The organism is Streptomyces sp. NPDC001156, assembly GCF_053598275.1.
In genome coordinates this window covers 1-12,429 of record NZ_JBSFJX010000015.1, presented here as the reverse complement: position 1 = coordinate 12,429, position 12,429 = coordinate 1, and the positions used below count along the sequence as shown (strand labels likewise).

The window sequence follows — 12,429 nt, the reverse complement described above, 5'->3', positions numbered from 1 at the left end:
TTCCGAAGTCCTCATTCCACAGGGCCTCCGCGACCGCGGTGGCGAGCGTCTCGTGCGCCTGTGCCTGATCCATGCCTCCGCTCTCCGTCGGCCGAAACACCGGGCCGAGGAGCGTGCGACGGCTCAGCCGCCGCGGCCTCCCACATACGCGAGCAGGCGCTCGAAGCGTTCCCGCCAGCCCGGGTCCGTGTCCTCCTCGGACTCGTGCGTGAAGCGCACCGTGGTCCCCTCGGGACGGCCCGGTTCCAGATGGAAGCGGATACGGCCGCGGCGCTCCACGGTGTACTCGGCGACCCGTTCCACGTCCCACGCGGTGACGCGGCCCCGGACCGTTCCACCGGGCAGGCTCAGTCCCACCTCGCCGCCGAGCCGTGGTTCGAACGGCTCGGCGGCGGCCAGCCAGCAGCCAAGACCCGCGGCGGTTGCCAGGGCGGGCCAGACCTCCTCCACGGGCCGGGGCAGGTGCAGCAGGTAGTGCCGTACGTGCACGTCCCCACGGTGCTCGGCGGTGCCCTCTTCGATGGGATCGGTCATGACACCAGCCTCGCCCGCGAGCGGATGTTCCGCACGTGTTGCAGGTGCCGGGCCGTCCCGCCGGGGCCGCGTGCGAACGACACAGGCCGGTTCCGGTGGCTCACGCCACGGAACCGGCCTGTGCGGCAGGAGGACTAGACGCCCGCGTAGGAGTGCTTGCCGGTCACGAAGATGTTGACGCCGTAGTAGTTGAACAACCAGCAGCCGAAGGCGATGAGCGCGATGTAGGCCGCCTTGCGGCCCTTCCAGCCGGCCGTGGAACGGGCGTGCAGATAGCAGGCGTACGCGACCCAGGTGATGAAGGCCCAGGTCTCCTTGGGGTCCCAGCCCCAGTAGCGGCCCCATGCGGACTCCGCCCAGATGGAGCCCGCGATGATCGTGAACGTCCACAGGGGGAAGACCGCGGCGTTCACGCGGTAGGCGAACTTGTCGAGGGAGGCGGAGGCGGGAAGCCGCTCCAGGACGGACGTGGCGAACGTGCCGGGCTTGCCGCCGTTCTGCAGCTTGTTCTCGTACGAGTCCTTGAAGAGATAGAGGAGCGTGCCGACCGCGCCGACATAGAAGACCGCACCGCAGATGATGGCGGTGGAGACGTGGATGTACAGCCAGTACGAGTGGAGGGCCGGGACGAGCTGGTCGCTGGCCGTGTACAGGACGGTGACGGCGAGACCGAGGTCGAGCAGGACCGTGGTGGTGAGGAAGAGACCCAGCCAGCGCACGTTCTTCTTCAGGGCGAGCAGCGCGAGGTACACACCGACGGCGACCGTGGAGAAGGTGATGTTGAACTCGTACATGTTGCCCCAGGGCGCCCGCTGTACGGACGCCGCGCGGGCGATGACGCCGACGAGTTCGACGAGGAAGGCCAGCGCCGTGAGCGAGACGGCGATCCGGCCGTAGAGGTCGCCCTGCTCGTCGCCGCCGTGGGCGCCGGGGCCGTCCGGGACGTCACGGGCGCCGGCCGCGGCGCGGGTGACGACCTTCGGCCGCTCGAGCACCGCGGTGCCCCCGGCCTTCCGGACCGTGACGGCGGGCCCCTCCGCCTTCTTCGCGCCGTCGGCGGTGAGCGCGTTCGCCGTACGGGCGACCCTGCTGCGGCTACCGAAGATCCATTCGGCGATGTAGGTGAAGAACGCCAGGGTGTAGACGGCCATCGCGGAGTAGATCAGCGTGTTGCTGATGTTCGCGAGGTGTTCGTTGGTGGCGGTGGCGAGGGTCACTTCTTCTGAGCCCCTTCAGCGACGGGTACGGAGGTTGCGGCGCCCGGCTCCTGATCGGGGTCGGCGTCCGGGGACGGTTCGTCGTCGATTGTCGTGGGTGCCTGGTCGTGGACGAGCGCGGCCAGGTCGCCGAGTTCCTCGGGCAGCCTCGTGGACTCGCTGCGGCCGAGACCCGCCATCTCGACGACGGTCACGCCGTCGGCTCCGGTCGTCGCGCGCACCCAGACGCGGCGGCGGTGGATGAACAGCGAGGCGGCCAGTCCGAAGATCGCGGTCATCGCGGCGCCGAGCGCCCAGCCGGTGCCGGGCTGCTGGACGATCTGGAAGCCGGCCCAGGCCTTGATGTCCTTGTCGAAGGTGATCGAGCCGTTGCCGCCGGGCAGCGTCATGGTCTCACCGGGCAGCAGACGGGACTTGAGGATGGCGCCGCTCGCGTCCTTGAACTGCTTCAGGTTCTTGGTGTCCAGCTGGTACACGTTCTGTGGGAGGCCCGCGTTGACGCCCAGGTCCCCGTGGTACGCGTTCAGCGCGAGCACCGGGTAGTCGAGCGCCGGGAACTGCGAGAACATCGTGCCCTTGCCGGCTCCGGCGAAGGTCGGCACGAAGACCGCGAGGAAGCCGAGTTGCTCCTGCTGGCCCTGGGCGTTCCGGTAGCCGTCCAGCACCTTGATCGCGCCCTGCGAGGTCACGTTGGGGTCGAGGGGCAGCAGCGGCACGGCGTCGTGGTAGACGACGTCGCCCTTGCCGTCGCGGACGGTGACCGTGGGGGCGTACCCGTGGCTGACGAGGTAGACCTTCGCGTCGCCGATGTTCAGCGGCTCGTTGACCTTGATGGTGGTCCTCTTGTCCTTGCCGTAGGCGCCCACGCTGTAGGTGAGACCGGCCTGGTAGGTGCGCGGGGTGCCCTTGTTCGGGCCCGTGCGCTCGTACGTGGCGGCGAACTTGTCCAGCTTGAAGCTGAACGGCACGAGGTCGTCGTCGGTGAAGAGGTTGCCCGACTTGAAGTCGTCGTACTGCGTGAGGGTGTTGGAGAACCCGTCGCCCTCCACGACCAGCTTGTTGCCCTCGGACTTGTAGAGCTGGCCCCAGGCGAAGGCGACCAGCATCACCACGAGGGCGACGTGGAAGGCCAGGTTCCCGGCCTCGCGCAGATAGCCCTTCTCGGCGGCGACGGCGTCACCGGCGACATGGGCACGGAAACGGCGCCGCTTGAGCACCTTCAGCGCGACCTCGCGGACCTGCTCGGGGTCGGCGTCGGTGCGCCAGGTCGCGTACGCGGGCAGCCGGGTCAGCCGCTTGGGCGCGGCCGGCGGGCGGCCCCTGAGCTGGCCGACGAACTGCCAGCTGCGCGGCACGATGCAGCCGATGAGGGAGACGAACAGCAGGATGTAGATCGCCGAGAACCACACCGAGCTGTACACATGGAACAGCCCGAGCTTCTCGTAGACCGGGCCCAGCGTCCTGTGGGCGGTCATGAAGTCCTGCACCTTCAGCGCGTCGGTGCCGGACTGCGGGATGAGCGACCCGGGGATCGCCCCGAGCGAGAGCAGGAACAGCAGGAGCAGCGCGACCCGCATGGAGGTCAACTGCCGCCAGAACCAGCGGGCCCAGCCGACGGTCTCCCGCAGGATCCAGGTGATCCAGCCCTTGGCGCCGGGCGCCCGGGAACCGCCGAAGGAGCCGGGCACGGCCGTCTCGACGGGGGCGGTGGACAGCTGCGAGGCGGCCTCGCCGAGGTCGGACTCGGTGGCGTTCGCGGGGGTACCGGGCTCGCTGGTCCGCGCCGATGTTCCAGGGGTTCCGTCGCTGTGCACGTCGGTGCTCCGTGTGTCGCTCATGGGTCAGATCCCCACCGTGAAGCCGTTGGACCAGGTCTGCATGTCCTGCACGAGGCTGTCCCAGGCGCCGGTCAGCAGCAGCACACCGGTCACGATCATCATCGTGCCGCCGATGCGCATCACCCAGACATAGTGGCGCTTGACCCAGCCGAAGGCACCGAGCGCCTTGCGGAAGGCGACCGCGGCGAGCACGAAGGGCACCCCGAGACCGAGGCAGTAGGCGACGGTCAGCAGGGCCCCGCGGCCCGCGCTCGCCTGGTTGGAGGAGAGCGCCAGCACGGAGGCGAGGGTCGGGCCGATGCACGGGGTCCAGCCGATCCCGAACAGCGCGCCCAGCAGCGGCGCGCCGATCAGCCCGGCCATCGGCCGCTTGTGGAAACGGAACTCCCGCTGGGTCAGCCAGGGCATCAGCCCCATGAAGAAGACGCCCAGCAGGATCATGAGGACGCCGAGCACCTTGGACACGGTGTCCCTGTACTCCTGCAGCGTCTGCCCGAAATACCCGAACAGCGCCCCGCCGGAGACGAAGACGACGGTGAACCCGATCACGAACAGGGAGGCGCCGGTGACCATCCGCCCGCGCCGCGCCTCCGCCAGATCGCTGCCGGTGACCCCCGTCACATACGAGAGGTAACCGGGGACGAGCGGCAGAACGCACGGGGAGAAGAAGGAGACGAGACCCCCGAGCACCGCCACCGGCACGGCGAGCAGCAGGGCCCCGTTGAGTACCGTCTGGTTGGGATCGGTGGCCGCGGCGAGAGTGGACACTCCGGTCACGTCACTTCTCCGCGAGTACCGGGGCGAGCATCGCGCGCAGCTTGTCCTCGCTGAGCGCCTGCAGCGTGCGCGCGGCGATCTTCCCCTCCCGGTCGATGACCAGCGTGGAGGGGATCGCCTGCGGGTTGAGCGTGCCCTGCTTGAAGCGGAGCATCAGCTTTCCGGTCGGGTCGTACAGACTCGGGTACGGCACCCCGTACTGCTTCTCGAAGGCGCGGGCCGGCTGGGTGCTGGTGTCACGGGTGTTGATGCCGACGAACTGGACGCCCTTGCCGGCCGTGTCCTGGGCGACCTTGACGAAGTTCGACGCCTCGGCGCGGCACGGTGGGCACCAGGAGCCCCAGACGTTGATGACGACGACCTTGCCCTTGTAGGCGGCGACGTCCAGCTGCTTGCCGTCGATCGTCGGCCCGGACAGGTCGGGAGCGGCGGCCCGCTCGCCCTTCTTGACGGTCGCGATGCCGTCCTTGCCGGTGATGAAGTTGGTGTTGCCGGAGCCCCCTGAGGTGCCCCCGGAGGAGCAGGCGGACAGCACCAGCGCCGCCATGGCGGCCCCGGCGGTGGCCAGGGCGGCGCGTCGGCGGCTGCGGGTCCGGTTCAGGCGTTGGGGGGTGCGGCAGGCGGCACTCATGTGAAAAGTTTCGCATGTCCGTTCCGGGGATCTTGCGCACCCCCCTTGTGGGTGGAAAACCGCGTTTCAGGCGGCTTTCGACGGGGCGCCCGAAGCCTTCTTGCCAGCTGCCGCGAGAAACGTCGTCCAGCCCCCGGCCGGCTTCTGCCCCACGTCCAGCGACTGCAGCTTGCGCACGACCTCGGGCCGCTGCACATCGAGCCAGTCCGTGAACTGCCGGAAGGAGACGAGTCGTACGTCGGCGCCCTTCTCCTTCTCACGGGCTATGTGCTTGAACGCCTCTTCGACAGCGTCCATGTAGATGCCGCCGTTCCAGTGCTCGAAGTGGTTACCTATGAAGAACGGTGCACGATTGGTCTCATATGCCCGCCGGAATCCGGATATGTAGGCGTTCGCCGCCTGGGTACGCCAGCCCGGGTAGTTGGACGAGGGAGCCTGCGTCGTCCGGATCGACTGGTTGGCGAGCATGTTGTAGTCCATCGACAGGACCTCGAAGCTGCGCCCGGGGAACGGGACCAGCTGGAGCGGGAAGTCCCACAGGCCCTGGCGCTTCTCCGGCCAGCGCTGCCGGCCGCCGGGCGAGGAGGCGTCGTAGCGCCAGCCGAGTTCGCGGGCCGTGGGCAGCAGGTTGTCCTGGCCGAGGAGGCAGGGGGTCCGGCCGCCGATCAGTTCCTTGTCGTAGTCGAAGGGCAGCGACGGCAGATCGGTGAACCCGGTATTGGTCCGCCATTCCTTGACGAAGGACTTGGCCTGGTCGATCTCGCTGCGCCACTGCTTGGGCGTCCAGTGCGCGACGGTGCCGAAACCGGAGCAGAAGTGCCCGTTGAAATGGGTGCCTATCTCATGGCCCTCGAGCCAGGCGCGGCGCACGTTCTGCAGGGTGGAGCGGATGTGCGCGTCCGTCAGATAGCCGATGTCGGAGGCACCCGGCGCGTTGTTCGGCGGGAGGTAGGTGCGCTTCTTCGACTCGGGCAGTAGATAGAGCCCGGAGAGGAAGAAGGTCATGTGCGCGCCGTGCTCCTTGGCGAGGTCGAGAAAGCGCGGGAAGAGCCCGTTGCCGACCTCTCCGGCGCCGTCCCAGGAGAAGACGACGAACTGCGGCGGCGTCTGGCCGGGCTCCAGGGGCACCGGCTTGTCCGGCTGGTTGGGCTGCTTGCCGGTGGCCGAGGTCGAGCCGTCACCGAGGGGGCGTGCGGTGGCCGTGGGGCTGCTGGAGGCACGGGGAGTGCTCTTGCCGGAACCACGGCCGGGCTTCGCGTCGTCGTGCTGCTGGGTACCGCATCCCGCCAGCCCCATCGCGGCGGCCGCACCCGCCCCGAGCCCCATCAGTCCCCGTCGGCTGATCTCCCGCATTCCGTCCCCATCTCATTGCGCCCTCTCAGTGGTCACACAATGAGAGGGCGCAATGAAGACGAAGGTTCCGCCGAACTCGACTACGTGGAGCGGATTTTACGAAGAAACGATCATATGGCAGGACTGCGTACGTCTTGTGATGAAGCGTACGCCTTGGCTTAAGGCGTACGCCGTCACCGGGGCGCCGGTCCTCAGGCCCCGAACGCCTTGTCCTTGCCCTTGATCGGCTTGGCACCCGCGAGCAGATGGGCCGGCACCAGGTCCCGGGCCGGCTCGGTGTACCCCACCGACACGATCCTGTCGCCCTGATACGTGAAGGTGGTCAGGGACGCCAGCGTGCACTGCCGCTTGCGCGGGTCGTGCCACAGCCGGCGCTTCTCCACGAAGCTGCGCACGATCCAGATCGGCAGCTGGTGGCTGACGCACACGGCCTCGTGGCCGCGCGCCGCGTCCTTGGCGGCGTCCAGCGCCCCCATCATCCGGACGACCTGCTCCACGTACGGCTCGCCCCAGGACGGCTTGAACGGGTTGACGAGGTGCTTCCAGTTCTCGGGGCGCCGCAGCGCGCCGTCCCCGACCCCGAAGGTCTTGCCCTGGAAGACGTTCTCGGCCTCGATCAGCCGCTCGTCGACCGCGAGGTCGAGACCGTGCGCCTTGGCGATCGGGGTGGCCGTCTCCTGCGCCCGCTCCAGCGGGGAGGCGACGACGTGGGTGATGTCCCGGGAGGAGAGGTGCTCGGCGACCCGCTCGGCCATCTGCCGGCCCAGTTCGGACAGGTGGTAGCCGGGCAGCCGCCCGTACAGCACCCCGTCGGGGTTGGCGACCTCGCCGTGCCGCATCAGGTGGACGACGGTGATGTCACTCATGCTGCCGTGGCCTCCGCTGCTGCACGGGCCGCCGCCGGAAGGGCGTCGGCGATCTGCTGGATCGCCCGCTCGTCGTGGGCGGTGGAGACGAACCAGGATTCGAAAGAAGAGGGCGGCAGGTAGACGCCCTGGGAGAGAAGGGAGTGGAAGAACGCCGTGAACCGGAAGGACTCCTGGCTCTTGGCGTCCTCGTAATTGTGCACCGGCCGGTCGGTGAAGAACACGGAGAACATGTTGGAGGCGTTCTGCAGCCGGTGCGCCACGCCTTCCTTGGTCAGCGCGTCCGTGACGAGCGTACGGATCTCGGCCGAGACCGCGTCGACCCTCTCGTACGCGGCGTCGTCGAGCAGCCGCAGTTGGGCCAGACCGGCGGCGGTGGCGACCGGGTTCCCGGAGAGGGTGCCGGCCTGGTAGACGGGCCCGGCCGGGGCCAGATGCGCCATGACGTCCGCACGTCCGCCGAACGCGGCGGCGGGGAAGCCGCCACCCATCACCTTGCCGAACGTCATGAGGTCGGGCTCGACCTCGTCGATCCCGTACCAGCCGGCCTTGCTGGTGCGGAAGCCGGTCATGACCTCGTCGGAGATATAGAGAGCGCCGTTCTCCTCGCAGAGATCCTTGAGCCCCTGGTTGAACCCCGGCAACGGCGGAACGACCCCCATGTTCCCGGGCGAGGCCTCGGTGATCACGCAGGCGATCTCGCCGGGGTGGACGGCGAACGCGGTGCGGACGGCGTCCAGATCGTTGTAGGGGAGGACGACGGTGTCGCCGGCCTGGGCACCGGTGACTCCGGGGGTGTCGGGCAGCGCGAACGTCGCGACCCCGGAGCCGGCGGCGGCAAGGAGGGAGTCGACGTGTCCGTGATAGCACCCGGCGAACTTGATCACCTTGGACCGCCGGGTGAACCCGCGGGCGAGCCGGATCGCCGACATGGTGGCTTCCGTCCCGCTGGAGACGAGGCGCACCTGCTCGAGGGGCCGGACCCGGGCGACGATCTCCTCGGCGAGCGCGACCTCGCCCTCACCGGGCGTACCGAAGGAGGTGCCGCGCGAGACGGCCTCCTGGACGGCGGCGATCACCTCGGGGTGGGAATGCCCGAGGATCATGGGCCCCCACGAACAAACAAGATCGACATATTCGCGTCCGTCGGCATCGGTCAAATAGGGACCGTCACCGGACACCATGAACCGGGGCGTACCGCCCACGGCGCGGAAGGCGCGTACCGGAGAGTTCACGCCGCCGGGCGTGACGGCCGCCGCGCGCTCGAAAAGAGTCTGCGAAACTGGGGCTTCGTACGGATAGCTCACACAAGCCATGGTGTCAGAGGCTGCGAAGATCCTGCGGACAGGTGTTTCACCGCACGTTTCGGCGGACGAACGTGGGGGAGGTCACTGACACGATGATCGGGTTGCGCAGCGGGGCCTTCGCATCCTAGAAAAGCAGTCGGGTGGAGATATGCATCGCGGTGGCGGACTGGGCGAGGGGACCGATGACCTCGGTCCTCGGCGTGCCCGGCAGGGAAGGCACCGACGCGACGCGGAGGAGACGAGCGAGAGACGTCAGGCGCAGGGTGCGCAGGGTGGACCTGAGCGGATCGACCGGCTGTCGCGTATGGATGGCATGGACCACGCGAACCGTAGGTTGGACGGACTCGGGGCAGGAAGCGGGAATGGTGGCCGGGTGGGGGTGACGTACAAGTACTTCGGTGCGCCCGACGGCGCCACCGCGGCCCGGGTCCCGATCTCGATGCGTCCCGAAGAGCTCGGCGGCGACGAGCTGGGCATGGGCGGCATGTTCACCAAGATCAAGCCGGAGACGATGGCGGCGATGGTCCTCACGGGCATCGAGGGCGTCCCGCTGCACAAGGTTCCGCCGCTGGAACTGGTCGTCCTGCACCCCGACTACGCGGTGGTCAAGCTCCCCATGACGGTCGTCGACCCCCTGCGCGGCATCGGCGAGGAGGCGGTGGGCGCCGCGGCGTTCATCTGGTCCACGGTGCCGGACCGGGGCGGGCCGCGTGACGCCTTCAACGTGTACCAGCTGCTCCACGAATGGCAGGATTTCAGCCATCGACTGCATGAGGCGGGGCATCAGCCCTATTGCCTGGTGTGGCCCTGAACCGGCGTCACCGGACCACTCGACAGAGCAACTCCGACGGCGTTGTGACGCACGTGACATCGTGACCGGATGACATCGTGACCGCATAAAGGGAAATGCGCGCCGAATTCCCTATGGAGCGCCGCACTCGGCTCCGCAGCGGTCACGGCGACGGAATTCCGGACGTTTGTCGCGCACACCGGACAGACGGAAGGGGCGCCCCGGGATCCGGGGCGCCCCTCAGCCTTGTGGCGTCAGGCTCGCGGCGTCACCGCACGTTGATCGTCACCGTCGGCGACATCGCCTTGGCGTGGATCACCCGGAACTTCTCCATGCCGCGGTTGGGGAGCTTGACGGCGGAGAAGGTGAAGGTGTCGCCCTGCACCTTGAGGCTCTTCACGGTGACCCACTGACTGCCGACGTACCGCTGAAGCGTCAGCATGTCGCCGGCCCTCAGGCCCTCGGTGTGGCCCGCGAACGTCACGGACTGACCCGGCTTCAGCTCGGTGTGCGACGGCTGGACGGTGATCGAGGCGGCCGTCACGGTCGTGTTCTGCGCCGTCGAGGCAGGCGCGGCGGCGAAGGCACCTACGGCCCCGACCGCCACCAGGGTGACGGCGACGGCACCGACGGCGAGGACACGGGCAGAGCGGGTACGAAGCGTGGATTTCACGTTTGTCTCCTGTGCTGTGACAGATCCCCCACTGGACGGATCCCCCACTTGCGCGCACCTTCGAGGCTTCCATGGAGCCGAACGGGCTGCGACCCGGCTGTCACTGGAATGCAGCAACGAAGACGACGAAAAGCTGGCCACTATCTGTAGTAACAGCAGGTACAGGGGGTAATCGTAAGAGCCGACTTCTTACCTTCTCTTCATTTGATTCCGACCGTGCGCAAGATCGTCAACGCGAGTGCGCGTGCCACGTTCGTGACTTCGGCGAGCGAAACCCGCTCCCGTGCGCTGTGCGCGAGGCGTACGTCACCGGGCCCGTACTGCAGGGTCGGGATGCCCTCCGCCGCGTACAGCCGCAGATCGCTGCCGTACGGCGCCCCGCGCTCCCGCGGCCCGGGACCGCCCGTCGCGTCGGCGTGCGCCGTCGCGACGGCGTCCCGCAGCGGGTGGCCTGCGGGCAGCCGGCCGCTCGCGAACTGGCCGCCCGGCCAGGTGACGACGGCCGGGTGCGCGCTGAGCCAGGGGTCGGCGGCGCAGGCCCGGGCCACGCACTCCTCCAGCTCGGCCCGGGCCGCGGCCGGGTCCTCGCCGAGCCGCACGCCCAGCCGGCCCTCGGCGACCAGCAGATCGGGCACGCTGCTCGCCCAGTCGCCGGAGCGGACGGTGCCGACCGACAGCGCGTAGGGGATGGGGTACTCCTTCATCAAGGGGTCCGGGTCGGTGTTGCGGTCCTCCTCCAGGGCGGCCAGGGCCCGGTGGACCGGTATGTACGCGTCCACGGCGCTCACCCCCTCGTCACGGGAGCTCGCGTGGGCCGCCCGGCCCGGTACGGAGACCCGGAAGGTCAGGGCTCCCGCGTTGGCCGTCACCAGAGTGCCGCCGGTCGGCTCGGTGATGACGCACGCGTCGCCGGTGTGCCCGCGCCGCAGCGTGCCGAAGGCGCCGAGCCCGCCGTCCTCCTCGCCGACGACGAAGTGCACGGCGACGCGGCCGCGCAGCCGGGCCCCGCTCGCGCGCACCGCTTCCAGCGCGGCCAGGTGCGCCACGAGTCCGGCCTTCATGTCGCAGGCGCCGCGGCCGTACACGACGTCCCCGGCGGTCCTCGCCACGAACGGGTCGCCCTCCCAGCTCGCCGGATCCCCCGGCGGTACGACGTCCACGTGCCCCTGGAGGATCAGTGCCGGTCCGTCGTCCCCGTCCGGGGTCGAGGCGACCAGGCCCCAGGCCTCGTCCCTGGGTGCCTCGGCGCCGGGGAAGCCGGGGTCGGCGAGGAGTTCGGGCAGGTTCATGGACCACAGGTCGACGTCGAGCCCGAGCCGGTCGAGCCGCCGGGCCAGCTCGTGCTGGATCTCCGACTCGGCCGGGGTTCCGGTCACACTCGGGATCGCGATCAGCTCCCGCAGCGTCCGGGCGATGGACGCCCCGTCGACGTCCGCCAGCGCGGCGGCCTCCTCGGGAGTGAACTCGGGTGCGGTCATGGACGGTTGCTCCTGTCACGACACGCCACGCCTTCCGGCAGCCGACGGCCCTGGGTGCGCCACCCTAGGCCCTGGGCGTGCCCGGCCACTCCCCGCGGTCTCAGCGGGCCGGCCCTCGGCGCACCCTCGCCGACCAGGCACCACCTACCTGATGCCCACCTGTCTCCTCCGGGCGGCGCGACACCATCCGGTCGCCGTCCACGGGCCACCGGATTCGGTCTCTGCCTACGCTGGAACCCGGTCTCCTTGATGGCCGGAATCGCTCGCAGAGCCATATGCCAGGAGAGCACGCCGATGGCCGCTACGGAGCACGCACGTCCGAGCCGCTTGCGGGCGTGGATGCTGGAGGGGCTGTCCGACATGGGCAAGGGCTCCGCGCAGGGCCCCGACGCCCAGCCCGAGCCACCGCACAAGGGCCAGCCCTGGTGGCGGGTGATGTGCCTGACCGGCGTCGACTACTTCTCCACGCTCGGCTACCAGCCCGGCATCGCCGCCCTCGCCGCCGGACTACTCTCCCCCATCGCCACCGTCGTCCTCGTGATCGTCACCCTGGCCGGCGCACTGCCGGTCTACCGACGGGTGGCGCAGGAGAGCCCGCACGGCCAGGGCTCCATCGCCATGCTGGAACGGCTCCTCACCTTCTGGAAGGGCAAGCTCTTCGTCCTGACCCTGCTGGGCTTCGCCGCCACCGACTTCCTGATCACCATCACGCTCTCGGCCGCCGACGCCTCCACCCACCTGATCGAGAACCCGCACCTGACCGGCACCCTCCACGGCCACCAGATGGTCATCACCCTGCTGCTCGTCGCCCTGCTGGGCGCGGTGTTCCTCAAGGGGTTCCTGGAGGCGATCGGCGTCGCCTTCGCCCTGGTCGGCGTCTACCTCGCGCTGAACGCCGTGGTCGTGGCCGTCGGGCTGTGGCATGTGGCCACCGCCGGCCATGTGGTCACCGACTGGACGGGCGC

At 69.4% G+C, this 12,429-nt stretch carries 11 protein-coding genes and 1 pseudogene; 2 read left to right on the top strand and 10 right to left on the bottom strand.

Annotated features, from left to right (window positions below; genetic code table 11):
- Positions 1-123: 123 nt before the first annotated feature.
- The 8 genes from ACWDA7_RS10705 to hemL form a co-directional block, all read right to left on the bottom strand.
- On the bottom strand, positions 124-534 hold the full coding sequence (locus tag ACWDA7_RS10705) for an SRPBCC domain-containing protein (RefSeq protein WP_450603763.1): 411 nt from the start codon (positions 532-534) through the stop codon (positions 124-126).
- 134 nt (positions 535-668) lie between these two features.
- On the bottom strand, positions 669-1,751 hold the full coding sequence (gene ccsB / locus ACWDA7_RS10700; protein ID WP_450603762.1) for a c-type cytochrome biogenesis protein CcsB: 1,083 nt from the start codon (positions 1,749-1,751) through the stop codon (positions 669-671).
- Positions 1,748-3,589: a cytochrome c biogenesis protein ResB gene (resB, locus tag ACWDA7_RS10695; protein ID WP_450603761.1), complete on the bottom strand. Its 1,842-nt coding sequence runs from the start codon at positions 3,587-3,589 to the stop codon at positions 1,748-1,750. Before resB ends, ccsB begins: the two co-directional genes overlap by 4 nt.
- Positions 3,590-3,592: 3 nt before the next feature.
- Positions 3,593-4,366, bottom strand: coding sequence for a cytochrome c biogenesis CcdA family protein (locus tag ACWDA7_RS10690; protein WP_359395157.1), 774 nt, complete (start codon positions 4,364-4,366; stop codon positions 3,593-3,595).
- A 1-nt stretch (position 4,367) separates the two neighbouring features.
- Entirely contained in the window at positions 4,368-4,997 is a 630-nt protein-coding gene (locus ACWDA7_RS10685) for a TlpA family protein disulfide reductase (protein WP_450603759.1), read from the bottom strand.
- A gap of 66 nt (positions 4,998-5,063) precedes the next feature.
- A complete protein-coding gene (locus ACWDA7_RS10680; RefSeq protein ID WP_450603758.1) occupies positions 5,064-6,350 on the bottom strand; it encodes a hypothetical protein in 1,287 nt (428 codons plus the stop codon).
- A gap of 191 nt (positions 6,351-6,541) precedes the next feature.
- A complete protein-coding gene (locus tag ACWDA7_RS10675; protein ID WP_432931120.1) occupies positions 6,542-7,216 on the bottom strand; it encodes a histidine phosphatase family protein in 675 nt (224 codons plus the stop codon).
- Entirely contained in the window at positions 7,213-8,532 is a 1,320-nt protein-coding gene (gene hemL / locus ACWDA7_RS10670) for a glutamate-1-semialdehyde 2,1-aminomutase (protein WP_450603757.1), read from the bottom strand. Before hemL ends, ACWDA7_RS10675 begins: the two co-directional genes overlap by 4 nt.
- A 139-nt stretch (positions 8,533-8,671) precedes the next feature.
- Between hemL and ACWDA7_RS10665 the strand changes: the two genes are divergently transcribed.
- On the top strand, positions 8,672-9,334 hold the full coding sequence (locus tag ACWDA7_RS10665; protein WP_450603756.1) for a hypothetical protein: 663 nt from the start codon (positions 8,672-8,674) through the stop codon (positions 9,332-9,334).
- Positions 9,335-9,581: 247 nt separating this feature from the next.
- On the opposite strand, the gene ACWDA7_RS10660 is transcribed toward ACWDA7_RS10665, so the two are convergent.
- Positions 9,582-9,986: a hypothetical protein gene (locus tag ACWDA7_RS10660; protein ID WP_450603755.1), complete on the bottom strand. Its 405-nt coding sequence runs from the start codon at positions 9,984-9,986 to the stop codon at positions 9,582-9,584.
- A 200-nt stretch (positions 9,987-10,186) separates the two neighbouring features.
- The gene (locus ACWDA7_RS10655) at positions 10,187-11,464 is read right to left on the bottom strand and encodes an ArgE/DapE family deacylase (RefSeq protein WP_450603754.1); all 1,278 of its coding nucleotides are present in this window, start codon (positions 11,462-11,464) and stop codon (positions 10,187-10,189) included.
- A gap of 294 nt (positions 11,465-11,758) precedes the next feature.
- On the opposite strand from ACWDA7_RS10655, the pseudogene ACWDA7_RS10650 reads away from it, so the two are divergent.
- Positions 11,759-12,429 (top strand): annotated as a pseudogene (locus ACWDA7_RS10650) (amino acid transporter); the annotation flags it as partial.